This window comes from Lewinella cohaerens DSM 23179 (assembly GCF_000379805.1).
Lineage (GTDB): Bacteria > Bacteroidota > Bacteroidia > Chitinophagales > Saprospiraceae > Lewinella > Lewinella cohaerens.
In genome coordinates this window covers 1-25,746 of sequence record NZ_KB903619.1, presented here as the reverse complement: position 1 = coordinate 25,746, position 25,746 = coordinate 1, and the positions used below count along the sequence as shown (strand labels likewise).

Sequence of the window (25,746 nt, the reverse complement as noted above, 5' to 3'; positions counted from 1 at the left end):
TTAAAGATACGCTCGCCATGATATTGGAAAATCATAGCCCCAAGCCTTCATGATATCCTTGGTGACGGCCACTGCCTGAGGTATGATTGCTGGTGTGTAATATTCTAAAAAAACAGAGGAACGCTCTTGGGTAGTATTGTGAGTAGGAAGTAGGCTAGGAGAGAGGTTCAGTTCTTCCAGAACCAAATTAATATCAATCTGAAGCCGTTCAAAATGCATCACAAAGTCTACTTGACTTACCGTGCTTTCGTGTCGAGGAATATGATAAGGTTCAGTATAAAAGTGCTGGAAATATTCTGCAAATGTAGCATCGTTTTCAGTAATAAATCGATACTCATTCATAGCACGCTCAGCTATTGATTTCCCCGTACGCAAGAATGTCCCTCTGGAAAACCGACCATTATGATCGTTCTTTTTCTTAAAGTAGCTACTTACCAGTGAATCAAGTGGATTGCGTACTGCGCAAAAAGTAAAATAAGCCTTTTCCTCCTCGGTAGCCTGCTGCTGAAACTCGTCATAGCTCATGTGCATCTTCAAGATAACTTCGCTACCAAATTCCTCTACTAATAGTTTCGTAGTAGCTTGTGAACCCGTACGGGGAATAGCGAAGTAACAAAAACGGTGCCGATGGTTGATGACCATGTTATTGTTTTTTAGAGGAGAACAAGGTGTCGTCCGCCCAAATCTCATCCACACGATCCAATAGCCCTAATATCGCCTCGCGTTCCTGGGGGAGGTCGTGTCGTTTGCTGATTTCCTTACCAGCTTGGATAAAACCTTGTCGGGCTCCTTCGTTCAGCTTTAAAGCAGTAAGTGCTGCCTGGAATAAAGCATCTGGTTCATAGGCAGGTTGTAAACAGGTTTTATTAGGTAAACAAAAGTCGATATTGCCCACTGCGTAGGGACAAACCACCAGCTTCTCCATCACCATTGCCTCTAATGCAGGTAGGTAAAAGCCCTCCGCACCACGTTCTGCATCCAAGGGCAAGAAAACAACCGCTTTAGCACTGTTCACCAGCTTTAGAAAGTCTTGTCGGGTAGGTAACTTGGGAGGAAGCTGTACTTTTATTTTCCATTTATTACGTCGCCAGCGGTTGCGGTTTTGCAAGCGTTTGTACAACTGCTCGGCGAGGGGAGCGTTTTTCAAGCCTACAATGAGTAAATCATATTCAGGCTGAGGATTTGGATCGGGCAGTAATTTAAAATCAATAGCGTCCGGAATTAAAAATACGGGGCCGTTGACACCAAAATCTTCCAATATTTGTTTTCCTACAGAGCTTTTAGCTATCCGGATGGCGGGATATTGCAAATAATCGTAGCGAGGGTCTTCCGGCCGAGTATGCCGGGGTTGAGCGATATTTACGATGGGAACGGGTGGATTTTTTGCCGTTTTTTCATCAAGAACCTTCCAATCCTTACCAGCAAAAAAAAGAATATCTTTTTCGTCAATTTCCCAGTCAGCAAGCCCTTCATTTCGATAACGAAGCCAGAAATTTCCAGGATTATCAAACCAAACCGTTTCTTCTCCATAGTAAAGCGCAGGAGCATAGTTTTCAGAAGACAAAAGGTGTTCGTAAGCATCCCTTACCTTCAGTTGCCCTCCACTGGTGCCACCATTGTATTTGGTCCAAGAACGGTGGAATAATACACGTCTTTTTTGTGAGGTCATAGTTAGAAGGAGTAGTCTTGAAAAAAAGAAAAAGCACCCATTTTTTGTCGTAGGTAGGTTTTGTGTGCGGCAGACCAGTGGGGGCTTGCAAAACGGGGTTGACTGGGCGTGTCCCAAACCAATTGCTTACAATTAGCTAGATACTCGTCATTTATCGGTAATGCTACGAAGTGTAAAAGCTGGTTTAGTTCATTTTCTGTATTGGTAATAAGGTTCTCCAATCTCAAAGTATAGATGTCGTATTTTTCCGACTTGATCAATTGGTCAATGACCGTAGCTTTTTCGATAAAATGATCCATCTTTCGAATAACATCACGCGACTGAAAAACCCGCCCTTGTTTTGCTTCCCTTTTTTTAATTGCCGTAGAAATACAATCATAGGGATTTCTTACTACGTGAAGGATTTTTAGTTGTATTCCCCAATTAGTAATAGCTTCCAAGGCTTGCCAACTTTCCGAGAGATGCTTGGAGGTAGTACCACCACGTTTATCACCAATATGAGTAAGTTTATTTTGCTGTCCTGGTAGGGTAGGTGCTACCTCATAAGAATATCCCATCCATTGACTACCCGCGTCTTTAAATTCGGCATCTCTATCTACAATATCTTTAAAAAGTTGGTCGCGTTCGACTTGAGCGTTGATCCTTGCTACCGCATCTAATTCGTGTGCAACGATCGCTTGCGGATGAGCGTTGAGTAATGCGCCCACCAGTGAGTGACCGCTTCGAGGGTAACCCACAAAGAGCAAAAAAGTATGGACATCAGCGAAAGTAGGGTAGGGCTCTACCATAGATCAGCAGCGTTTTTCTCGTAAAGACAAAGCATGTTCGTACAAAGCTACATCTTCCTGATTGCAGCGAATAATTTCCTCACGGAGCGCATCACCGACTGTTCGGCTTTTCCCCGTTGCATTATGATGGTAGTAAGGTACCTCTCTCCAGGAGAGGATACGCCCCAGCTGCTGTAGGTCATCTGCATAGTATTCCTGAATACCAACAAAAGCAAAATCATCAAGCGACCTGCCTTGTAGAAACTTTGCTATCCGGTTTTGATTGAGGGGATCGGTAACGTACTCAGAGAGGCTGCGTTGCATCTTACTCAAGATATTCAAGCCTTTTTTTTCCTCTTGCAACTCTTCCTTTAAACGTTTTTCCAAGTAGTAATAATTGGAGATAACCCGTTCTACAGGGTCACGGAGCCAAGTTATGAATAGGGCAGGGGAGGTACGAAAATATTTTTCAAATAAATGGGGCGAAAAATGGCCGTGCACTACTTCAACCTCCTTCGAAAGCTTCTTTTCATTCCATAACTGCTCATTGACGCGGATGACCTCGTCTTCCAAATTAATATCCAGGCGTATGACTTGATCTGCTCCGTAGACTTCCTTCAAGGTATTCCGAAAAGAGGTACCTGCCGTCTTGGGAATATGTACGGAAACCAATTTCACCTTATGCGTAATTCGCCCATCACTATTGAAAAAGAAATTCATAAGGTAAAATTACTGTTTTAAAAATTATCTTGTGGCATGATTGCTTTAGTCTCTTTTCCAAGGTCGGGTAATACCTATTTTCGCAACTTGCTTTTTGAGCTCTATGGTTTAGAGTCCAGCACCTTTCATCGCGAAGCTTTACGTGAGCTGGAGGATAATTGGCAGAATTTTCCGGTGATAAAAACCCATCTTTTACCAGAGGAATTGCCACTAGAGATGCAAGATCTCAAAGTGGTATACATCGTACGTGATGGGCGTGATGCACTCGTTTCATTGGCGCATCATCGTAAAGACCTGGTAGAACCCGGGACTGATTTTTACAACAATCTCTTGGAGGCCACCTTGGCACTCGGCAATAGTAACTTCGGGGGGTGGTCGGGCAATGTGCAGGCTTGGCTACCTAAAGCTGATGTCGTCATCAAATACGAAGACTTGATTGTCGATCCTGTAAAAGAGACAGAACGCCTTCGAGATGTAATAGAGTTATCTACACCAGAGAGGGACAAACTACCTAGTTTTCAGGATTTAAAATTTGGACAACCAGCCTACGGATCAGGACAAGGAAAGAGCAGCGTTGATAATTTTGCAGTCAAAAATTTCCGCAAAGGAAGAAAAGGAAGTTGGCAAGAAGAGATGCCTGCGGAGATTCACCGCTTATTTTGGGATTTGCACCGCAATGCGATGCTGGAATCGGGCTACACCGATTATCAACTGCCACCCGCTACTGAGCGCCCACTCAAAAAAGTGCTGATTGAAATAAGTAAGGTTTTCACACAGGATAACGATGGTGTTAAGCGCTATTTACTCGACTTGTTGCATCATTTGTATGTATTTCAAGAGGTGCAAACTGACTGGAAAATCGACCTATTGTTTGAAGGCGAAATAAAATCGCTTGCAGCGTTGAAGTTAGATAATTTGTTTGCTCCTTTCGCAGAAAAAGTAGCTCAGATAGAGACCTTACGCAATTACGAAAAGGTATTGCTAGGGATAAAGTCCGGTATCAAACAAATATTACCAAGATCAATTTACAAACCGCTTAGTGAAGCATATCGCAAAGGACCATTCCGCAGGTTATTGGCAGGATTTCGAACCAAGGCTGTTTCTGCTTCAATGCTTCGTAAAGATGCTGACTTCCATCGACGCATCAGTGAATACGATTTATTGCACATTCCCTTACCCCAACACTTCTATAAAGTTAAAAACTTCAATATCGCTAAGGTCGTAACCGTACACGACCTAACCCACTGTATTCTACCTGAGTTTCATACCAAAGAAAATATTCGCTTGGCCGAGCAAGGAATGCAACAGGCCGTTGCTGAAAATGCCCATTATATCGCTATATCCCAGGCTACCGCTCATGACCTGGCAGCTCATTACCCTGGTACGAAAAAGCAAACAACAACCATCTATGAAGGCGTAAGCGGCCGATTTAATCGTACGGAAAGAGAAAAAGACTTCAGCCTGCTGAGAAGCAAATATAAGCTCCCTGCTCATGGAGATTATCTGCTGAGCTTATCGACAGTGGAACCTCGAAAAAATATAGCTCATCTTATTCAGTCTTTTGCAACCATGAAAAGCCGTTATCCTGAGTGTACTACACACCTCTACATTTGTGGTAAAAAAGGTTGGCTAACGGATGAACTCTTTGAACAAGAAGACATCTACCGACAACAAGACATTTATTTCACAGGCTTCGTTGATGACGATGATTTGCCGCTGTTTTATGCGCACGCTCGGGGGCTGTGTTACGTTTCCCACTATGAAGGTTTTGGTTTGCCAATATTNGAGGCTATGCAGTCTGGAGTACCTGTTATTTATGGAGACAATAGCTCAATGCCGGAAGTGGCTGGTGATGGAGGCATAGCGGTGAATAGCCATGATCAGGAACAACTTATAGCAGCGATGTACCAACTGATTACCGATGATCTGCTACATGCACAATTAGTAGAAGCTGCATGGAAAAAGGCGAATACTTTTTCGCTCCTAAAATCAGCTTTTAAAACCCTCCTTTATTACGAAAAAATTATCGCAGGTGATGCTTAGTTTACATGAAATTTCACTGAAAGACACGGTTTACGACTTATATCACGTTGACATTGAGCGTTTTGATTATCATTTCTGAACAACAACACCTTGAAAACAAGTACCTCTACTCAACAACCAATTATAGCTATCCTTGCTGATCCTCTTGATAATCAGCAAGCTGGAGTGCACGTATTTACGCGAGAATTAATACAAGCACTGGTAGACCAAGGTAGAGGTGACCAACTGCTACTGATCCGTGAAAAGCGCGACCCGAGTCTTGATGTAAAACAAATTATTGTACCGAATATTAGGTTACCCATTGGTTTTGCCTCGTTTCGCTTGTTCTTTATCATCCCATTTTTGCTAAGAAATAGGGGAGTGGCTGCCGTTTTTGAACCTGCCCATTTTGGTCCTTTTAACCTACCTCACAGGATAAAAAGACTTACGATGATCCACGATCTCACGCCTTTAATCTTTCCGCAATACCATCGGTGGCACAGCCAATTGTTGCAGAAAATTTTTCTTAAAAGTATTCTGCGTAAAACAGACTGGGTGTTTACCAATTCCCAGCATACGAGTCAGGATGTAATTCAATTTTTTCCTTTTACAGAAAAGAAAATTCAGCACCTTTATTTAGGGAAACATTCCGCTTTTAAGCCAACAAAAAACACCAATCGTATCAATGAACTGGGGATTACTAAGCCTTATTTTATTTACGTGGGCACCATAGAGCCCAGGAAAAACCTAGAGCTGCTCCTTAGTTCATTTGAAACTTTTTGTTTCGACAATAATCAAGAGGTAGAACTCGTAATAGCAGGGCAAATGGGCTGGAAATCTGCTGGTTTTCAACAAGCGCTGTCTGAGCATCCGTACAGGGATAAGATCAAATTATTGGGCTTTGTTGCTTTCTCAGATTTGCCGATTTTGTACACGCACGCTACAGCGCTTATTTATCCCTCACGTTACGAGGGTTTTGGTTTGCCGATCGTAGAGGCACTAGCTTGTGGTACAGATGTCATCACTGCAAAAAATTCCAGCCTAAAGGAAATAGGGGAGGGAGCTGCATTTTTTTTCGATACTGATGACGCTGCGTCACTTGTAGGGTGTATGGAAGAAATTTTCTACAACAACGAGGACAGGAGCTTGAAAAATCAGCAGCACAGTCAAAAGTTTTCCTGGGAGCAGTGTGCTGCTCATTTCTGGCAGAAAGTGCTAGAAGTAGTAAAATAGGGCGTTTTTCAAGCTTTAGTTAACATAATATAAATTATAGGCAATTATTTTAGCACTTTTTTAACGCTTTGCCTTTAAACGTGTTACCTTAACGATTGATCTAACCACAGATTTTTCATCAAAAAACAGAACATGAAATCCTATTTCTCTAACAGCTTACTGATCATTTGTACAGTCTTCTTCTTCAACACTACAATTAACGCCCATAGCGTGTCCAGCGGCTTAATCCTGGAGAATCCTCCTCGCTGGGAAAAACTCGGCCAACGACGCGTTAATTATGGATTAGATCGTGACGAGATTCTCGTGACTGCCCGTGAAGGCCGATTTACTTCCATTCGCTTGAAAGCAGAAATTGCTCCAATAAACGTCCACCGCTGTGTAGTTCATTTTGCCAATGGCACTACTGAATCATTCCAATTTAGCGGCGGAGACTTACGTGCCGGTCAGGTTACTCGAAACTTGGATCTACCCGGAAACCGAAGAGTTATTACTAAAGTTGTATTCTGGTATGACACCAAGAACCGCGCCAATCGCCGTGGACGTGTAGAACTTTGGGGAAAGCATTAAAACAAAAAGTTTTAATAAAAATGGGCGAAGTGTACTGCTACACTTTGCCCATTTTTTTTGTGCTCCTCTCCCCCCTACTCTCGCGCTTAAATCAATAGTCAATCCAGCTATTTTTCCACTGATAGCTCACCTTTATCTCCCTTATGCAATTAACTTCGCGTATCAAAACAATCAGCATGTTCTACTTCCGTTCCTCTACCCTACTTTTTAGTATGCTTCCAATACTATTCACGCTCCATGCCCAGCCCAATATCGAATGGCAAATAGCCCTCGGCGGCAGCGCCGAAGAAATAGCCTACGATGTAGAGCTGTGTCCCGATGGCGGTTATATCGTCGTTGGTAGTTCCCGCTCTGAAGATGGCGATATCTCCGATAACTTTAACTGGCGAGACTTTTGGGTGGTTAAACTAACAGCTAATGGTGAGTTGGATTGGGAATCCACATACGGAGGAAGTCAGCATGAAACAGCCCGCGATGTATTACCAACCATGGACGGTGGCTATGTCGTAATGGGCGATACTGGTTCGGAGGATGGGCAAGTGAGCGAACTTGAGGGCTTCAGTGATTATTGGGTGCTGAAGTTGAGCTCAAGCGGAAGTATTGAGTGGGAAAAAACCTTAGGAGGCAGTGGCAGTGAGTTTGGTTATGCCATTGAGCAGACGGCCGATGGCGGCTACTACGTGGCTGGTGGTTCGCAATCCAACAATGGCGATGTTAGTGGTAATTATGGTGGTGTTGATTACTGGGTTATACGACTATCCCCTACGGGCGATATTGTCTGGGAGAATCACTTTGGTGGATCTCGCGATGACCTAGCGTTTTCTTTGGACAAAACCACCGATGGAGGTTGTATCGTAGCAGGCAGAACCCGATCTAGTGATGGTGACGTAAGTGGCTTTCATGGGGGCGCCAGCTTTTCCTTTGACTCTTGGGTGGTAAAGCTATCAGATCAAGGAGTACTGGAATGNGAAAGAGCCTTAGGAGGTACAGATTTCGATGAGGGTTACTCCGTACGGCAAACCAGCGATGGTGGCTACGTGGTAGCTGGTTTAGCAAGATCCTCGGATGGTGACGTGGAGGGAAATCCACTCGGCACCGACTTATGGGTTGTTAAGCTAAACGCGGATGGAACCATCAATTGGGAAAATAACTACGGCGGATATTCGTATGATATTGCTGGTGGTATTCGGGAGACTACTGATGGTGGCTACATCATCACGGGTTGTATAGGACCGGCCGGTGATAAGCGTTTTTTGACCATGAAGCTCTATCCAGATGGGGAGCTTGATTGGCAAAAAGAGTATGGTGGTACCGAGGATGATCGTTCCTTTTCTGTCAAACAGACCCCTGATGACGGATATATTATTGCCGGGCGCACGGCGTCGGACAACGGAGATGTAACGGGTCAGCACGGCGACTATGACTTTTGGGTCGTGAAACTGGGCCCATGTGGCGTCAATACCGAGGTCGAAATCGAGGATCAAAGTCTGCACTCTTTAGAAGTAGCAGCAAGCTCCACCTATCAATGGATCGATTGTAGCGACGGCTCCTTTATAGAAGGTGAGCAGAGTGCTATTTATTCTCCAGAATTCGGCGGTGACTACGCTGTAATTGTCCAGAATGGAGCTTGTATAGACACTTCAGAATGTATCAGCATCTGCCCCGTCAATAATTGGGTAGACCGGTTCGGAGATTTGCTAATTGCGGATGAAGACTCCCCCACTGCTACCTTTCAATGGATCAACTGCAATGATCAAACCCCAATTGAAGGCGCTACCGAATCCATCTATGAACCTACCGCAGATGGCTCCTACGCAGTTGTTGTAACCGATGGGAACTGCTCTGTGACTTCGCTATGCCGGCTCATGTGCGTAGAAGGTATTGATGAAACCGTCATCATAAACGAAGCCGGTAGCCTACAATCGGTAGCTGATACCATGAACACTACCTTTCAATGGTACACTTGCACAAATGGATCCTGGATTGCGGGAGCAACCTCTCCGACTTTCACCCCTCCTATGAGTGGGGAGTATGGTGTAATTATCCGTCGTGGTGAATGTACGGAAACTTCTCCTTGCTTCACTTATTGTGCTGTAGATACTAGCCTAGTTGTTACAGGTACTAACCTAACATCTTTAGCCGATTCAGAATTCTCTACTTTTCAGTGGATAGACTGTAGCACCGGAGCTACAATTACAGGTGAAACCAGCCCAGCCTTCAGCCCGCTAGAAAGTGGCGAATATGCCGTAATCATTAGCCAAGGTGAGTGTACAGCGACCTCAAGTTGTACTACCTTCTGTACCGTCAATATCGATGTTCTAGTTCTGGAGAATACGCTCCAAGCGCAAACCGATGGCCTCTATTCTACCTTCCAATGGATTGATTGCACTAGTGGCGCCCCCATTGAAGGAGCGACCACTCCCCTATTTACACCGACTAGCAGTGGAGAATATGCAGTCATCGTCACCCAAGGTAGCTGCGTGGAAACTTCAGCCTGTGTCAATATTACCATAGTAGATGTAGAGGAACAGATTGACACCGAAATTATGCTATTCCCCAATCCTGTAAGCGACTTACTACTCCTTGAGACACCAAGTGGTTTAGAAGCTACGAACTACAGCATCTATAGCAGCGATGGCCGCAAAGTATACTCCGGCCTAATCGAGAGTAAACAAACCAAGATCAATGTTAGTGAACTGCCAAGCGGCGCTTACGTAATCGAATTAATGCACCCGGAAGGAAAAATTCGCAAAAAGGTTATAAAAACCTAGCAGGTATTGGTAACACCAGGTGGATCAATGCTACCGCCACCTGGTGTCCTATTCTTTTACTGCTTCACTACCCGCGCTACATACGCACCATCTGCCTCAATAAGCTGTAAGTAATACACGCCGGCAGGTAGTCCGCTCAAGTCCAATTCCTGCCCAGATGTACGGTAGCTGGCAACCTGCTTCCCCTGCGCATTGAATACCTCTACTCGTTCAGTATTGATATTGCGCAGTTGTAGGGGGCCTGTGGTGGGGTTAGGGAATAGTTCAATGTCTGTTGCAGAGATTTCAGTAGTCGGCACAATACAAGCTGTTTCTACTTGGGCACGGATCTGGCAACCAGGGGCATTACTAAGAAAGGAAGCCTCATTTTCCGCTACCGCCAAGTAATCACAGATACTTTGAACGGCGCAGTCCGAAAGCTCATCATTGAAGACAATCTCCAAGGAAGTAATGGTATTGGCGGCAATATTTTCCAGCCCGCTTATGTCCGTGAGCGTTTCGTTGCTAAACAGGCTTAATTCTCCGCCCAACGTTGTGATGCCCGATAGCCCATTTAGGTTGGTCAGGACCTCGTTGTTGAAGAGCTTCAGGTTTAGACCTACCGTGGTAATATTCTCCAGACCACTTAAATCGGTTAAGGCATTATTTAACCCGATATAGAGGTTTGAACCTACAGAAGTGATACCGGACAGGCCTGTTAAATCGGTTAAATTGTCGTTGGAGTTAATATTTAGACTTTGGCCCACTGAACTGATGCCTTCCAGACCACTCAAAGCAGGTAAAGAGGAGTTGTTATTAATGCGCAGGTTCTCTCCCACTCCAGTAATAGATGATAATCCACTTAAGCTCGTTAGTAATGGATTGGAAAAAACTAGTAAGTCTCTTGGTACGAAATCAATAGCAAACGGACCCGTAATTTCCGTTAAGAGATCATTCTCCGTAATCTTCAAATCTTCACCGATATACGTTACGCCAGCAATGCCACTGATATCCGTAAGCATAGCGTTGGTCGAAATATCCAGATTACCAGCTACCGAATCTACAGCGGATAGTCCGTGCACATTGGTTAAGGCTGCGTTCGAGTTGATCCCCAGATTGTCACCAACCACCGTGATATTTGTTAGTCCATCCAAATTCGTGAGGGCGGCATTACTGGTAATAAACAGATTCCCCCCGACAGTAGTAAGGTTGGACAGCCCGTCCAAATTTGTTAAGGACTCATTGTAGCCAATCCTCAAGTCTCCAGCCAGCGTGTTAATGCCGGATAAAGCATCTACATTTGCTAAGACAGCGTTACCTTCAATCCGTATCCAACCACTTACGAATTGGATGCCCGCTAAACCTTCTAAATTCGCCAGGCCTAATGTCAAGAAAATATGCAAGTCTCCATGTACAGCAGTGATGACCGATAATCCGCTGAGGTCGGTAACGTCCGATGATCCAGAATTAGGGCCAATCTGTAGGTCACCGTTGATCGTTGTACAGTTGGGATAAGTAGCTACGAAAGCATCTACTTCCGCTTGAGTAGGAAGCACAACATCTCCTTCCGGACACATAGCCGGGCAGGCCATCTCTACTTCCGTACGGGTAGCACAACCGTCGGCGTTGCCCGAAATATCAGCTGGGTTCATTTCCACCCCAATGTAGTTACAGACACTTTGGATGTCGCAAACGGAAAGTTGGGGATTAGACCTGATAACTAGTCCTTGTCCGGAAATACTGGTCGCATCAATATTCTCCAGGCCATTCAGGCTCGCCAGTACCGCATTGAACCTAATCGTTAGCGTTCCATTGATCGAGGTGAGATTTCCTAGGTTGGAAATACTTATCAAACCATCATTATCCATAATGCTCAGTAAGCCGTCCACATGGATTACATTGTCCAATCCTTCCAGACTTGTGAGCGCATCATTAGAGGCAATACTAAGTGGTCCGAGAATAAAAGTCAAATTATTCAGACTACTAATGTCGGCCAAGGTATTGTTTGATTCAATACTGAGTCCTCCCCCAAGAGAAAGCAGATTCGCTAAGCTGTCCAGGTTGGTCAAAATGGGGTTGAAAGCAATAAAGAGGCGGCCGCCAATCGTTGTCAGGTGCTGTAGGCCGTTTAAATCTACTAGACCATTATTGAAAAGAATGTCAAGGCCTTCGGCAATACTCGTTAGGCTGCTTAGGCCGGAAATGTCGGCAATGTCCGTACTTTCTTCATAACTTCCAATTTGCAAATACCCGTTGATTTCGGTGCATTCAGGATAAGTGGCCACAAAGGCATCTACCTCAGCCTGGTTGATGAGAATGACATCGCCAGAGGGGCATTGCGCATGTAGACTCCAGAAGGCAAAAGTGATTAGTAAAGTCAGGTAATACTTCATCTTAATGTTTTGAACACTTTATTGACCTATCGGTGCTTAGGTAACCACCTGTACATTGGGTGAATTTACCTTGTTGGTATCTTCTTAAAAACTTGGTGCCCTTTGGTGGTTCAACACCTCATATTACGCCCTCTCCAAAATCATCGCGTACCCCTGCCCCACCCCAATGCACATGGTCACCAGGGCGTACTTTCCATTTCTCTTGTGGAGTTCCAACGCAGCAGTATGTGCAATCCTTGTACCAGAAACGCCTAGTGGGTGACCAATAGCGATAGCACCGCCATTGGGGTTGATACGTGGGTCATCATCCTGTAAGCCAAGTTCACGAATGCAGGCCAGGCTTTGAGCAGCAAAAGCCTCATTAAGCTCGATGATATCCATATCTGCTAGCGTTAAACCAGCTCGTTGGAGGGCTTTTTGACTCGCCTTTACAGGGCCAATACCCATGATTCTAGGTTCTACACCAACTACAGCAGAAGTAATAATTTTAGCCAATGGTTCTAAGTCATACTCCTTCACGGCTTTAGCGGAAGCTACCAATACTGCTGCAGCACCGTCGTTCAAACCAGAAGCATTTCCAGCGGTAACCGTACCACCCGTTTTGCGGAAAGCTGGGCGTAATTTTCCTAATATTTCGGTCGTCGTACCAGCACGGATGAATTCATCCTGATCAAATACGAGGTCATCTTGCTTGCGGCGAGGAATATTTACCGGCACAATTTCTTCTGCTAAACGCCCAGAAGCTTGCGCTATAGCAGCTTTCTGTTGGGAATTGTAAGCAAATAAATCCTGGTCTTCTCGGCTGATATTGTACATCTCCGCCAAGTTCTCAGCAGTTACGCCCATGCCGTCGGTGCCGTAAAGCTCCTGCATCTTAAGATTGACAAACCGCCAGCCAAAGCTACTATCGTGCATTTGGGCATCACGGCCAAAAGGCTTGGAGGTTTTGGAAATCACCCACGGGCCACGAGTCATGTGTTCCACACCACCGGCGATAAAGAGGTCCCCCTCCCCTGCTTTGATGGCTCTATTCGCGTGTGAAATTGCAGATAAGCCAGAAGAACAAAGCCTATTCACCGTCTCTCCTGGAACATCAAAAGGCAAACCCGCCAGCAAGAGGCACATTCTGGCAACATTTCGGTTGTCTTCTCCTGCCTGGTTGGCACAACCAAGGATTACATCATCATACAAGGCTAGAGGAATTTGCGGAAAACGCTTGACCAATTCACGGATAGGAATTGCGCCTAAATCATCGGTACGAATCGGAGAAAGGGTTCCTGTAAACTTGCCAAAAGCGGTACGAACGCCCGCTACTAGATATGCTTCCAATTTTGTGGGGTACTTGGTACTTTGTACGGGGTACAAGGTATATGGTTAGGGAGAAATTTGAACCACATAAGGCACTTGAGGAACTTAAGTTTTTTTCTTAGGTGCCTTAAATGGTCCATGAAAACACAAAAATAACACAATTGGTTCGAATCAAAAAACCTAGTCTATATGCCTATGTGATAAAAAAAACTATGTGACTATGTGATAAAATTTAAGTCAACAAATTACCATCTTCATCCCACTCCGCGATGGTCATGCGCTCATTTTGGTCAACACATTTCGCCAGCCATTCTTCATCATAATCTACGTCGTGATCGGCGAGTACTTCTGCAGGTACACCATCCCATACATTAGCAAAGTTACCTGTGTATCCGAGATCATCCAAGCCCATTTTTGTGGTATAGTACCCGGTTAAAGTAAGATTCCGCATAAGGTTGAAAAAAGTGATCCCATAAGCCATGTCCGGTCGAAGTTCTTCCGGATCGGGGTAAGCGATATCCTCAATGATTTGCACCTCTTCCTCCGGCAAACAAGTAATAAAATCCTTGCCAAATCGTCGATTGGCTTCATAGTTGAGCCACATCAATCCGCCCCTTATTGGCAATTGTAGGACAGGAAGATCTTTGACGATAAAATCTATAAAGTCAGGCACCTTGGCATCGGTTGCTGACCCAGCCGTGGTGGTAGCAGGCAAAATGATATCACACAAAACGGCGATAGAAGCCAGCTCATGTTCATTCAAATAAATCTCTGCATTTACCTCTTCATCATGCTCTATTTCCGCTGGCGTACGACCGTATAAGCCGTTGGCATTGTTCCCAGATTCCATGCTAGCAGCATCAGAGGTATCTGGATCACAGCCACTTGCTGTAATTAAAGCGGCACCTCCTATTGTTCCGACCAATAAGGTCCTTAGTGTTTCTCTTCTTTTCATAGTCTTTTTTTCGTGCTGTTCTTTAGATATTCCGCTTTTTGTACTGCTCTATAATATATTCCGAGGTTCGCATGGCTAATGCCATAATGGTCCAGGTACAGTTTTTATCCGCCTGACTCACAAAAGGTCCAGCATCTACAACAAACACATTGTCTGCATCATGTAACTGGCAATATTTATTGGTCACAGATGTCTTAGGGTCATTACCCATTCTGGTAGTGCCCACTTCGTGGATAATTTGCCCAGGCTTCAGTAAGCCCCAATCTTGCTCCTTGGTAGGTTTGTCACCAACGGGGTGTCCACCCATTGCATGAATCAATTCCTCGAAAGTATCCTGCATGTGGCGCGCCTGATAACGTTCATAATCTGACCATTGGTAATCAAACCTCAGTACAGGAATTCCGTATTCGTCTACAACAGTAGGGTCTAGCTCGCAACGGTTCTCTTTTCGTGCGATAGACTCTCCTCTGCCGCCAAAACCGATAGCAGCACCATAAAACCGCTTCACGTCGTCTCTCAGTTTATCGCCATAACCACCCACTTCCAAACCGATGTGTTTATTGAAAGCGGTGGCATCAAAACCGAATCCGTAGGCAGGCATCCCGAGTCCCCCCCAAACTTCAATGTGATAACCACGGGGAAAATCTAACTTCTTATTGTCGAGCCACCAGGGAGAATAGACATGCATCCCTCCTACCCCATCTTCATTATAATCTGTTCTTCTATCCATCAGCGCAGGGATAAAACCAGTCCTTCCTCCACCTGTAGAATCATGTAAGTATCGCCCTACAACATCACTACTATTCCCGAGGCCGTTGGGATGTTGTGGACTCTTGGAGTTCAGCAAAATACGGGCAGAACTACACGCCGAGGCGCCCAAAACGACGGAGCGGCCTTTCAACTGGTATTCTTTCCTGTCGATTTTATTAATATAAGATACGCCAGTGGCTTTTCCTTCTGTATCTGTGGTCACAGAACGCACCATACTATTCACAAACAAATCTACCTGGCCAGTACCGTTTAATGCAGGAATGATAAACACAGAGCTAGACGAAAAGTCGGCATAAACATTACAGGAGCGGTTACACTGGCTGCAATAGAAACATACACCTCGGTCATTGTTCAACTTCTTGGTCAAGATAGATAACCGAGCAGGGATCACATCCACACCTGCTTTTCTTGCACCTTTGATGTAATAAAGCTCGTGCAAGCGTGGTTTAGGCGCTGGCAAAAAGAAACCGTCAGGGTCGTTGCGCCGATTTTCTTTAGAGCCAAAAACGCCGACCATCTTATCCAGCCGATCATAATAAGGCTTGATTTCCTCATAAGTGATGGGCCAATTGTCGCCCAGTCCATCAATATCTTTTCGTTGAAAATCATCTGGCCCGAAGCGTAATGATATCCTCCCCCAGTGATTAGTACGGCCGCCCAGCATACGGGAGCGCCACCACATGAAGTCGGTGCCCTCTTGCTGGGTATAAGGCTCACCTTCCACTTCCCAATCGCCCCAGGACATATCAAAATCACCAAAAGCCCGATTGGTACTGGCCCCTCTGCGGGGAGATTCCCACGGCCATTTCATCTGGGTCATTGTCGTAGGGTCTTTGGGGTCAAAGTAAGGGCCAGCTTCCACTAGCGCGACCTTCAATCCTGCCTCCGACAACATTTTGGTAGCCATACCACCTCCAGCCCCTGAGCCCACTATAATTACATCGTAAATCGTTTCTGACATACTGGGTTTTCGTTTGTGCTAAACTAGGGTTTTTATCCAACATTTTATTATCATTGGGGAAGGTATTTGAACCACTTAAGGCAGTGAAGTTTTATTTTCCGGTTCAGAAATCACGATGTGGAGCCTCTATGAAGATAGCGCAAGAAACAATGTCATAAAGAAAAAGCCTTATATTATCTTCTATGCCCTTATATGGTTCAAAATCAAGCTATGTCTAACCGAAGAAAGATATTCAAAGCCCTGGCACTGGGCACCATTTCCTTGCCATTCGCCATTCGTGCTCTTACCGGAGACATGAATGCTCAAAAGGGCGGTGGCTCCCCCACCTTGGCTGATCAAAAAAGGTATGAATGGAAGATGACCACCACTTGGCCGCCCAATTTCCCTGTTTTGGGAGATGCTTGTGAGATGTTGTCAGGCCTTATAGAAACGATGTCCGCTGGGCGGATGAAGATTACTGTTTATGGTGGTGGTGAACTCGCTCCGCCCTTGAAGGCATTTGAGACCGTACGCTCTGGCGGAGCCGAAATGGGCTGTGGAGCTGGCTATTATTGGGCAGGTATTGCACCGGCAGCACAGTTTTTTGCTTCCGTTCCCTTTGGAATGAACGCAGCACAACACACTGCCTGGATTATGAATGGCGGTGGTATGGAGCTGTGGCAAGAGCTTTACGCACAGTTTGGCGTTGTACCCTTTTTGGGTGGAAATACAGGTGTACAAATGGGAGGTTGGTTCAACCGCGAGATCAACAGCCTTCAGGATATCCAAGGACTAAAGATGCGTATCCCTGGGCTTGGTGGCCGAGTATTTGATGCCGCTGGCGGCGCTCAGGTACTGATGCCCGGAAGTGAGCTTTATTCCAACCTTGAACGAGGTGTCATTGATGCTACAGAGTGGCTGGGGCCTTATCACGATACCCAGATGGGCTTTCATGAGATTGCTAAATATTACTATACGCCCGGTTGGCACGAACCTGGTACAGCACTCGAGTTTTTCGCAAACCAGGAAAAATTTGACGAGCTGCCCGCTGATTTACAGGCCATCATTCGCTCTGCTGCATATCATACTCACCTGTGGTGCTGGATGGAAATGGAGAAGCGTAACGCAGAGGCGCTAAGTAGCTTGGTAGAAAAAGGTGTAGAACTCCGACAATTTCCCAAAGAGGTTATCGAACGTTTCAGGACGCTCACAGAAGAAGTCTTGCAAACGCTTACGGAAGAAGACCCCTTCTCTGCCCGGGTTTATGCTTCCTTCAAGCAATTTCAGTCACAGGCATATAATTACGCAGCCATTACAGAGAAGCGGTTTTACAATGAATTACAGGTGCAGTAGCATTCTGTTTACCCAAGCTCTTTTCCAGAAGAACATTTGCCTCCAAGAGGTAGCTGCTACCCTACTCTGTTTGCTGCAATTGTTTTTGTTCAATTAAAATCCGCATCAAATGCAGGTATAATTTTTGCCATTTTATAAATGTGAGTTTAATAAAAATATCAAAATGGTAATTAAAAGAAAATTGTATCTGAGTAATTACTTTTAACATCTGAATGAAATTATACAACTGGGGGAAATCCCCATCTATCGACGCCAGACTCCATCTTGCTGATTCCTATTCAGCAACGAATTCAACGCTAAACCAGCTTAGCGGTCAACCGGTAATCCCTCGTGGAAATGGCCGCTGCTACGGTGATAGTGCGCTACAGAAAAATGTATGTTCTACTCTAAAGCTTAATAAACTTTTACAGCTCGACGAAGTAGCAGGGGTCGTCCGCCTCCAGGCTGGCGTATTACTAGAAGATCTCTTGTCGGTACTCGTCCCTAAAGGGCTTTTTCTTCCCGTCATTCCTGGTACGAGGCTAATCACCATAGGTGGCGCTATAGCCGCCAACGTACACGGCAAGAATCATCACCACGCTGGTGCTTTTGGCAACTATGTACAATCCTTCTCGTTACTCACTGCTGATGGACAGGTATTGCTTTGCTCCAGAACAGAAAACAAAACACTGTTTAAAAACACCATCGGAGGAATGGGTACAACCGGTATTGTTTTAGAAGCAACACTTCAGTTGTCCCGAATAGAGACTTCTTATTATCAACAACAATCTTACCCGGCCACTTCCCTCTCCCACCTTTTCGAGCTTTTCGAACAGCAGCACACTCAGCCCTATTTAGTGGCGTGGATTGATGGTCTCGCTTCGGGTAATAAGCTTGGACGTGGAGTACTTCATACCGGCAAATCGTGTACCCGCGAAGATTTGGAGTCACAAGCCACCCCCAATCCACTACAAATCCACCCTCCTGCTAAGCTTAGTATTCCTGGTATTGTTCCATCGTGGTTCCTTCAACCTATTGTGTTGCGCTTAAACAATGGCTACTACCGCTGGAGCAATCGTAAGTCTATCCAGCACGTCAAGCATTACGCTTCCTTTTTCTTCCCTTTAGACGCTATTAAGCATTGGAACAACCTTTATGGAAAAAAGGGGCTTCTGCAGTACCAATTCGTACTGCCGCTCTCTTCTTCCCTAGCAGGTATCACAGCTGTACTGGAGGCCGTAAAAGCGTCGCGCCTTTGCCCTTACTTAGTCGTGCTCAAAAGAATGGGCGAGCACGCCCCTTATGCCGCTACCGACTTTCCTATGTCGGGCTATTCGTTGGCGATTGATTTCAAATACAGCCCCAAAGTACTCGACTTGTTTCACCTCCTCGACGAGATTGTGATCCAACACAGCGGCCGCATCTACCTCACCAAAGATGCAAGGCTTCCGGCCGCTGCTTTCCGAAAGATGTATCCAGCGGCAGTTCTCCATTCTCCTCAGATATTCCGATCTTTGCAATCAGAGCGTTTATTTGACCTGTAACTATATGCCCACTTTATTACTTCTTGGTTCCAATTCAGACATCGGCAAAGCCTGTGCCTACCGTTTTGCCGCCGAAGGTTTCGACCTCTTACTGGCAACTCGAACCATCGACGAAGAACAGCAACACCTCGCTGCTGACCTGCGTATCCGTTTCAACATCCAAGTGAATACACTCCCTTTCGATGCCGAGAATCAAGCGGATCATTCTGCTTTTTATGAGCAGTTGCCTCAAAAGCCAGATGTCGTCCTCACTGCCATAGGCTATCTCGGTGACCCAGAAAAAGCACGCACTAACCAGGCAGAAGCCACCCAGATTATCAATGCCAATTATGCTGGCCTCGTCCCAATACTAGATATTGTTGCGGCCGATATGACACAAAGAAAGACAGGTACCATCATTGGCATTTCTTCTGTTGCCGGAGAACGAGGGCGAGCCAGCAACTACCATTATGGTGCTGCCAAGGCTGGGTTTACCGCTTACCTCAGTGGCCTTCGGCAACACCTGCGGCCACAGGGTGTTAAGGTAATCACCATTATACCTGGCTTTGTTCGTACCAAAATGATCGGCGACCTACCCACACCCGGTTTCCTTACGGCTACCCCTCAAATAGTAGCAAATACGATCTACAAGGCTTATAAACAACAAAAATCGGTTGTTTACACCCTTTCAACTTGGAGGCTAATCATGCTCATCATCCGCCATATTCCCGAGTTTATCTTCCAACGTCTCTCTTTATGAGTCAGGCGACCCAACCAGCCATAGCTGTTTTTGATTTTGATGGCACCATTAGCGATCGAGATTCCTTTTTGGCATTTATCCGCCACACACATGGCTCCTGGAGGCTGTACTGGGGCTTCTTACTTCATTTCCCCTACTTGGTCATGTACCTACTTGGGCGCTATCCAAATGACCAGTTCAAAGAAAAAATATTCTCCTATTTCTATGCAGGAAAAAAGGAACAAGACCTAGCGCAAGAAGGGAAGCAATTCTGCCAGCAAAAGCTGCCTTCCATGATTTACGCTGGTGCATGGCAGCAACTCCAGTGGCACCAGCAGCAAGGTCACCGGATTATTATCCTCACAGCATCCTCTCCTATTTGGCTAAAAGCCTGGTGTGACACACATCAATTCGAACTCATTGCCACAAGTTTCGCTACCCAAAACGGCTACTACACAGGTAAAATCAAAGGCAAAAATTGCTACGGCAAAGAAAAGGCTAAGCGAATATCTTCCGTTTTATCACAACACCCCACCTCCGAAGTCTATGGCTACGGAGATCGGGCATCCGACGCTCCTTTTCTTCAGTACTGCAATCACTCCTCTACGCTGCCTTTAACCTCTAGCAACCTTCCATATCTTTTCAAAACAACTCCTTTAGCCCCCCTGCTCTATCGGGTTATTCGCTATGCTTATCTGGCTTTGTTTTTGTCCTTGCCCTTCTCCCTGCCCATTGATTTTCACCAGCACCAAATCAATATTCCCAGCGAGCCACTTGTTGTTATTATTAGTGTCTTACTCGGCCTGTGGTTCTTCACCCAAGGCTGGTGGGGTCGCTCTTTTTATCGTCAACCGCTTACATTCGTAAGCGTATTAATGCTACTATGCCTGTTTGTTAGTACAATCTTTACCACACTCCCCTTAGTGAGTTCCAAATATTTTTTGATCACCTTTCTCCACTGGTGGGTTTTTTATCACGGTTTACCCATCCTATTTGATCGGCGGCCACAATTCTTATCCCGCTTTCTCCAACAGTACGCCGCCAGTTTCTTGCTTATCCTTCTTTTTGCCTGGACGGTACACGCGCAATACGATTTCCGAATCGACGCATCCGTCCTTACTGCTCGCCCCTTCTATTTTGACCATGGCCAGTACAGTAGTTGTCTACTCTTGCTACTTGGCCCCATTTTTAGTCTTTTTATCATTTCCTTCTACCACAAAACACGCGGCTTCCCTTACCATTGGCTATGGTTCGCCCTCAGTAGCTTGTTTGCTACAGGTGTCTACCTATCCTTTTCCCGTGCTGCCTGGCTAAGTAGCCTCCTGAGCATCGTTATTTTTGCCATTATCAAACTATTTAAGCCAAGTTTCAAAGCCATACTTTTCACCTTTGCGGTCTCACTTGTCGGTATACTCCTCACTGCCCCAAGTCTTATTTCACACCTGTCCAACAACAAAAACACAGGCAGGACAGATGACCAACTGGAGCACCTTTCTTCCGTCACCAACCTTACTACCGACGTCTCTAATTTAGAGCGCATCAATCGCTACAGTTGTGCTTGGCGCATGTTCCTTGATCGACCCATTACTGGCTTTGGTACTGGTACTTTCCAATTCGCCTACCTCGATTATCAGCGCCCGGAAGAAATGACTCGCCTCAGTGTTACTAGCCCCGGCAAGCATCGGGCGGGGATGGGCGGCGGCGCACATTCCGAATATTTCCAATTGCTCGCTGAAGCCGGCTTGCCTGCACTTTTACTTTGGGTCACGCTTATTTTCGCCGTTCTCTGGACAGTGATCGACATCAGCTATGCCTCTCCTCCTTCAAGCTGGCAAAATACGCTGAGCTTCGGTATACTCTTTAGCCTCCTCACCTACTTTGTCCACGGGCTTTTTAATAACTTCCTCCACTACGACAAAGTCGCTGCGCTCTTTTGGGGACTCCTTGCGGTCTTGGCTTATCTAAAAACCGCCAGTCGGTTAAGGTTCCTTACCTGATTCATTTGGGGCCATGCCCAGCCCTCTTGTTTTGATCCTTAATGGCAATCAATCACCTTTCGGGCTGGCCACCGGGTCATCCACTCTTATGCGCACCTTTGCTTTCCTCCAAAGCGAGTATTCCCATGGTGCGCATACCGCTACTACCCCTTGTCCGAATACCTAATCAGTCCGTGTATCTACTCTGAGTCCAAAGCCCACCTTAGACATAAAGACCAGTTAACCAATCTTTTGGTTTACCATCTTCTTATATGTCCTTATAATCCCTTACATGGTTCAAAAAAACCCGTTCGGCGTAGATTATATCTACGTCGGTACTTCCATATGTAGCTCAAAACCTCTGGCGATACAAACAAAAAACGGCAGTCCCCATTTCCAGGAACTGCCGCTTTTTATCTTTATGATCTAACGATCCAACAATCAAACCATCAAACTACTTTATCACAATCATCTGCTTCGTCGCGCGATGCTCGCCAGCTTCTACCGTGTAGCTCAGTACACCGGTAGCGCCTTTGATCATCTGCTTCGTTACATTGATCGTATTGTAGCCTGCTGCGTAATCACCTTTGATTACCCTGAGCACTCGACCGCTAGCATCATTGATCGTGACCATCACCGCCGCGTCCGTTGGCAGGTTAAACCCGATCAGGGTTGCTGCTGCAAATGGGTTAGGCGTGTTCTGGTAAAGCTCAAAAAAGCTCGATGGCACTACTCCGCTATGGAAATTAATCCCCATATCCATGGTCATACCATTTCCGTATGCTTCTGCAGCCGTATAGCGGCTATTGATACTGATTACATCACTTATCTGAGCATCCGTACTTGGGCGGATCACTAGGCTAAAGAGGATATCTTCAGCACGAGCTTTACCATTCCATGAAGTAGTGATCTGACCCTCCGCAATATAACGTAGACCAAAATTTTCAGCTGTTGCAATACCGTATTCTATATCGATCAGTTCTGCACCATTCAACTGTAAAGTTCCTTGATAACCTTCTGTACCNGCAATTTGATCACTAGCAAAAGCCACCGTGTAAGTATTGCCCGCTCTCATGTCGATGTTTTCTACCTCAAGGTTAAAGATACCATTGAGTGTACGATCGTCTGCTGCCATTGCATTGGCTTGAGCGCTGCCGTTCACATCACCGATCTTCACACCCACAAAGTCTGCATCCAGGATATCACCTGCCAGGTTGTTCTCATTGATCAACTCTGGGAAGGTTTCTGACCATGGGTTCGTGCTTTCGGGGAAGTCATAGTCCGCAGCGACAAAGCGCCAGCTCGTATTGTTAGGGAACTCAGTGATCACGTTGAGGATCAACTTGCGGATCTGGATTAAATCCAGCGTCGTAATCGTTCCACTACGGTTAGCATCCGCTGCAATACGCTTGTAGGGGCCATCCAGCGGGTCCACGTTCAGAATATGCTTAGAAATCTTCACGATGTCAAAGGTGGTCACACCGTTCAGCGGGTTAGCATTCAAGTAAGGTGTTATTGTGTAATCACCACCCAATGGTAATCCTTCGAAACTATATGTTCCATCTNTATTCGTCATTATCATAAAGTTCATATCTCCATTGATATTCACTTCTACCCCTTCTACCGTTTCCGCGTCTTCCGTCATAATGACACCGTTTACCATACCTCCGTCGTCGATAATACCACAATTGTCATTAAGTGCTACCAAAATGTAGGTTTCACAGTAATCGTAGTTACCTTCTTCATCAAAGGCGTATACATAAACTACGGTATTTTCGTCATCATCCTGCGTCAATACCAATCCAGTATCATCGGGGCTTGGTGCAAAGTCAGGGTCAGCTTCTACGTCAGCAGCACGGTAAATAGCGTACTTCGTAACACGAGGTAAGCCGTTGAACAGTTCTGGTCCTTGACCCGTACAATCACTGATGGGTGATCCTTCAAAGTCACTGGCCCAAATAGCCATTGCGCAACGATCTTCGTCGCCGTCTCCATCTGCATCAACACCTTCATCTACAGGCATCAGGGTTACCGTCAGTCCATTGATACATACAGGCGCTGGTCCTTTACAATCGATCACATCGAAGACGATGGTCTCGCTGGTCTGGTTACCACAGCCGTCTTCGAACAAGATGCGTACGGCATGGTAGATGTTATCTCCCATGGCGCTCGTGATTATCGGGAAGCTACCCGTGAACAGGTAGGTGCCGTCTTCATTGTCATCAATGTATGCAAGGGCATCTTCGTCGGCTACAAACTCGTTCGACTTGATGTCACCGTCGCCGTTTGCGTCTACTGCAAAGGCGTCAAGTTCTGCAGATACGATACTAATCACCAGGTTACCGTCTCCGTCGAATAGTTCACACTCATCACTTACACTGAATGGAATTCTTACGACTTCTTCACAGTCACCATCATCATCTCCATATTGACCTGGTGCTAAATTTGGACAATTTTCAGTTGGGCCACCGTACTCACCAACACTTACTACAGGGGCGGTTGAGTCGTACACTTTCACAAACTGCGTGTAAATGTAGCGACCGTAGTTAGGTAGTACTGGTTGTGCACAGTTGTCAAGGCTAGAGTCTCCATCGCGGTCAGTGTGACGACGATCGATACAGAAGCTGTCATCACTGTAGCTTACTACCGGACGCTCGTTGCCTTCAACAGCACGATCGATAGGCAGGGCCTCACCGTCATCTTCCGTCATACGAGGAAGAACGTAGCCGGTGTATTCACCATCCCATAAACACCAGTTGATTACATCGTAGGTGATCGAGTACTTGTAGCACTCATCACCAGTAGCAGAGTAGATCACCGGCTCGCCGATGTTGATACTCAGTACATCACAACCATCGGTGGTCGTAATAATCGTGGGTACATCAGGGTCAGTACAGTCAGCATCAGCATCTTCAGGGAAGTCGATAACAAAGTCGTGGACTTCCGTGATCGTGATCAGCTGGCTACAGCTGTTCGTTGAACGGAATACTTCGTTAATATCAATAGCGCCATTTCCGTTAGCATCGCCTTCTGGNCGTAACTGCCAAGCTTCAAAGCGNCGGGTNATNNNTCCCCAGCCACAATCGTTCACCTGNATGTTTGGTGTACGCTCTACGATGGTATCCACCGCACAGTTNTCNGTNCCNGTNGCTCCGCCGAAGATCGAGCTCATCATNATNGAGGTAGCTTCAAAGTCTTCGTCATAAGCCGTTTCGATATCTCCAGGGAAAGCCAGGGGAAGATCGTTACACGTCAGGTCTACATCAGCTGGTGCGTAGCAGTAAGGGTTCAGTTTATCTTCAGGGGTAATCACCATCCAGCAGATGTTCTCATTGCCAGACTCGTCCGTTACCCGTAGTTCAATTGTAATTTCATTGGCGATATCACAGCAGTAGAAGTCGATGTACTCACCCCATGGGCTCCAGCGGTTAGCGCTAGGGTCACAGGTCTCGTTGCGCCAGTAGTTACGGCGTACTTCCAGGGTTACTGCGCCACAGTTGTCTGAAGAACCTTCGTCAACAGCGGTCGCAAATATCCGTGCGATACCTTCAATGCCGTTGAGGACATCTCCACCACCGATCGATACATTGAGATCATCATCACAGCTTGCTGTAGGTTCGATCTCATCGCGAATGATGACCGTGTATTCTTCACAGGTCTCATTGCCACAGTCATCTTCGGCACACAAAATCATCGTGTGCGTTCCGATTGGTAACTGTACGATGTCGTTGTCGGCGATATTACCTCCGGCGAAGAAGGTCTCTCCGTTCGCTAGGATCGTGTAGATCGTCGTTTGTACTTCTGAACAGCCATTGCCATCCGTGATACTCGGCGTCGGGATCGCTACATTCGCTACACAGCTCAATGGAGAGGTAGAGATGGTAATTTCGTTTGCTACACCTGTCAGTACTGGGCCGGTGAAGTCACCAACTTTCACAAACTGATCCCAGATCACATTGTCTGCTGGTGAACACCAGTCGATGATGTTCCATTCGCGACGGAAGGAGTAAGTGCCTTCACATACATCAATGCGTGGCTCGTCTGAGTAAGAAGCACCCAGGTTACAGTAGTTCTGTGATAG

The 25,746-nt window shown here is 46.0% G+C and carries 16 protein-coding genes; 8 read left to right on the top strand and 8 right to left on the bottom strand.

Annotated features, from left to right (window positions below):
• From A3EU_RS0128020 to A3EU_RS0128005, 4 genes are read right to left on the bottom strand one after another with little or no spacing between them, the layout of a single operon-like run.
• Entirely contained in the window at positions 1 to 642 is a 642-nt protein-coding gene (locus tag A3EU_RS0128020; RefSeq protein ID WP_020539503.1) for a sulfotransferase family 2 domain-containing protein, read from the bottom strand.
• 1 nt (position 643) lies between these two features.
• Positions 644 to 1,669 carry a glycosyltransferase family protein gene (locus A3EU_RS0128015; protein ID WP_020539502.1) on the bottom strand — a complete coding sequence of 342 codons (1,026 nt, stop codon included), beginning with the start codon at positions 1,667 to 1,669 and terminating at the stop codon, positions 644 to 646.
• Between the two features lie 2 nt (positions 1,670 to 1,671).
• Positions 1,672 to 2,457, bottom strand: a complete 786-nt coding sequence (locus A3EU_RS33415; RefSeq protein WP_020539501.1) for a sulfotransferase — start codon at positions 2,455 to 2,457, stop codon at positions 1,672 to 1,674.
• Positions 2,458 to 2,460: 3 nt separating this feature from the next.
• Entirely contained in the window at positions 2,461 to 3,156 is a 696-nt protein-coding gene (locus A3EU_RS0128005) for a sulfotransferase family 2 domain-containing protein (protein WP_020539500.1), read from the bottom strand.
• Positions 3,157 to 3,192: 36 nt separating this feature from the next.
• Here A3EU_RS0128005 and A3EU_RS0128000 point away from each other — a divergent pair, with 36 nt between their 5' ends.
• The 4 genes from A3EU_RS0128000 to A3EU_RS33410 all read left to right on the top strand — a co-directional run bounded on the left by A3EU_RS0128000 (position 3,193) and on the right by A3EU_RS33410 (position 9,749).
• Positions 3,193 to 5,199 (top strand): glycosyltransferase, encoded by a 2,007-nt coding sequence (locus tag A3EU_RS0128000; RefSeq protein WP_020539499.1) that lies wholly within the window; start codon positions 3,193 to 3,195, stop codon positions 5,197 to 5,199.
• A 90-nt stretch (positions 5,200 to 5,289) separates the two neighbouring features.
• The gene (locus A3EU_RS0127995) at positions 5,290 to 6,411 is read left to right on the top strand and encodes a glycosyltransferase family 4 protein (RefSeq protein WP_020539498.1); all 1,122 of its coding nucleotides are present in this window, start codon (positions 5,290 to 5,292) and stop codon (positions 6,409 to 6,411) included.
• 132 nt (positions 6,412 to 6,543) lie between these two features.
• Positions 6,544 to 6,978, top strand: coding sequence for a DUF2541 family protein (locus tag A3EU_RS0127990; RefSeq protein ID WP_020539497.1), 435 nt, complete (start codon positions 6,544 to 6,546; stop codon positions 6,976 to 6,978).
• A gap of 143 nt (positions 6,979 to 7,121) precedes the next feature.
• Positions 7,122 to 9,749: a T9SS type A sorting domain-containing protein gene (locus tag A3EU_RS33410; protein ID WP_083937612.1), complete on the top strand. Its 2,628-nt coding sequence runs from the start codon at positions 7,122 to 7,124 to the stop codon at positions 9,747 to 9,749.
• A gap of 56 nt (positions 9,750 to 9,805) precedes the next feature.
• Here the strand turns inward: A3EU_RS33410 and A3EU_RS0127980 are convergent, their stop codons facing one another.
• From A3EU_RS0127980 to A3EU_RS0127965, 4 genes are all read right to left on the bottom strand, one after another.
• Positions 9,806 to 12,121 carry a T9SS type A sorting domain-containing protein gene (locus A3EU_RS0127980; RefSeq protein ID WP_020539495.1) on the bottom strand — a complete coding sequence of 772 codons (2,316 nt, stop codon included), beginning with the start codon at positions 12,119 to 12,121 and terminating at the stop codon, positions 9,806 to 9,808.
• 123 nt (positions 12,122 to 12,244) lie between these two features.
• A complete protein-coding gene (gene pcaF / locus A3EU_RS0127975) occupies positions 12,245 to 13,450 on the bottom strand; it encodes a 3-oxoadipyl-CoA thiolase (protein WP_026211624.1) in 1,206 nt (401 codons plus the stop codon).
• Between the two features lie 211 nt (positions 13,451 to 13,661).
• Positions 13,662 to 14,384, bottom strand: a complete 723-nt coding sequence (locus A3EU_RS0127970) for a gluconate 2-dehydrogenase subunit 3 family protein (protein ID WP_020539493.1) — start codon at positions 14,382 to 14,384, stop codon at positions 13,662 to 13,664.
• 22 nt (positions 14,385 to 14,406) lie between these two features.
• Positions 14,407 to 16,116, bottom strand: coding sequence for a GMC family oxidoreductase (locus A3EU_RS0127965; RefSeq protein ID WP_020539492.1), 1,710 nt, complete (start codon positions 16,114 to 16,116; stop codon positions 14,407 to 14,409).
• Between the two features lie 210 nt (positions 16,117 to 16,326).
• On the opposite strand from A3EU_RS0127965, the gene A3EU_RS0127960 reads away from it, so the two are divergent.
• The 4 genes from A3EU_RS0127960 (at position 16,327) to A3EU_RS33405 (ending at position 21,686) form a co-directional block, all read left to right on the top strand.
• A complete protein-coding gene (locus tag A3EU_RS0127960) occupies positions 16,327 to 17,448 on the top strand; it encodes a TRAP transporter substrate-binding protein (protein WP_156825934.1) in 1,122 nt (373 codons plus the stop codon).
• Positions 17,449 to 17,660: 212 nt separating this feature from the next.
• Positions 17,661 to 18,971 carry an FAD-binding oxidoreductase gene (locus A3EU_RS0127950; protein WP_020539489.1) on the top strand — a complete coding sequence of 437 codons (1,311 nt, stop codon included), beginning with the start codon at positions 17,661 to 17,663 and terminating at the stop codon, positions 18,969 to 18,971.
• Positions 18,972 to 18,975: 4 nt separating this feature from the next.
• Positions 18,976 to 19,710 (top strand): SDR family oxidoreductase, encoded by a 735-nt coding sequence (locus tag A3EU_RS0127945; RefSeq protein ID WP_020539488.1) that lies wholly within the window; start codon positions 18,976 to 18,978, stop codon positions 19,708 to 19,710.
• Positions 19,707 to 21,686, top strand: a complete 1,980-nt coding sequence (locus A3EU_RS33405) for an HAD-IB family hydrolase (RefSeq protein WP_020539487.1) — start codon at positions 19,707 to 19,709, stop codon at positions 21,684 to 21,686. The genes A3EU_RS0127945 and A3EU_RS33405 overlap by 4 nt, the downstream gene beginning before the upstream one ends.
• Positions 21,687 to 25,746 lie beyond the last annotated feature (4,060 nt).

Coding starts and splice junctions, on each gene's coding strand:
- A3EU_RS0128020 (WP_020539503.1), bottom strand. CDS start 642: ATGGTCATCAACCATCGGCACCGTTTTTGTTACTTCGCTATTCCCCGT.
- A3EU_RS0128015 (WP_020539502.1), bottom strand. CDS start 1,669: ATGACCTCACAAAAAAGACGTGTATTATTCCACCGTTCTTGGACCAAA.
- A3EU_RS33415 (WP_020539501.1), bottom strand. CDS start 2,457: ATGGTAGAGCCCTACCCTACTTTCGCTGATGTCCATACTTTTTTGCTC.
- A3EU_RS0128005 (WP_020539500.1), bottom strand. CDS start 3,156: ATGAATTTCTTTTTCAATAGTGATGGGCGAATTACGCATAAGGTGAAA.
- A3EU_RS0127990 (WP_020539497.1), top strand. CDS start 6,544: ATGAAATCCTATTTCTCTAACAGCTTACTGATCATTTGTACAGTCTTC.
- A3EU_RS0127980 (WP_020539495.1), bottom strand. CDS start 12,121: ATGAAGTATTACCTGACTTTACTAATCACTTTTGCCTTCTGGAGTCTA.
- A3EU_RS0127970 (WP_020539493.1), bottom strand. CDS start 14,384: ATGAAAAGAAGAGAAACACTAAGGACCTTATTGGTCGGAACAATAGGA.
- A3EU_RS0127965 (WP_020539492.1), bottom strand. CDS start 16,116: ATGTCAGAAACGATTTACGATGTAATTATAGTGGGCTCAGGGGCTGGA.
- A3EU_RS0127960 (WP_156825934.1), top strand. CDS start 16,327: ATGTCTAACCGAAGAAAGATATTCAAAGCCCTGGCACTGGGCACCATT.
- A3EU_RS0127950 (WP_020539489.1), top strand. CDS start 17,661: ATGAAATTATACAACTGGGGGAAATCCCCATCTATCGACGCCAGACTC.
- A3EU_RS0127945 (WP_020539488.1), top strand. CDS start 18,976: ATGCCCACTTTATTACTTCTTGGTTCCAATTCAGACATCGGCAAAGCC.
- A3EU_RS33405 (WP_020539487.1), top strand. CDS start 19,707: ATGAGTCAGGCGACCCAACCAGCCATAGCTGTTTTTGATTTTGATGGC.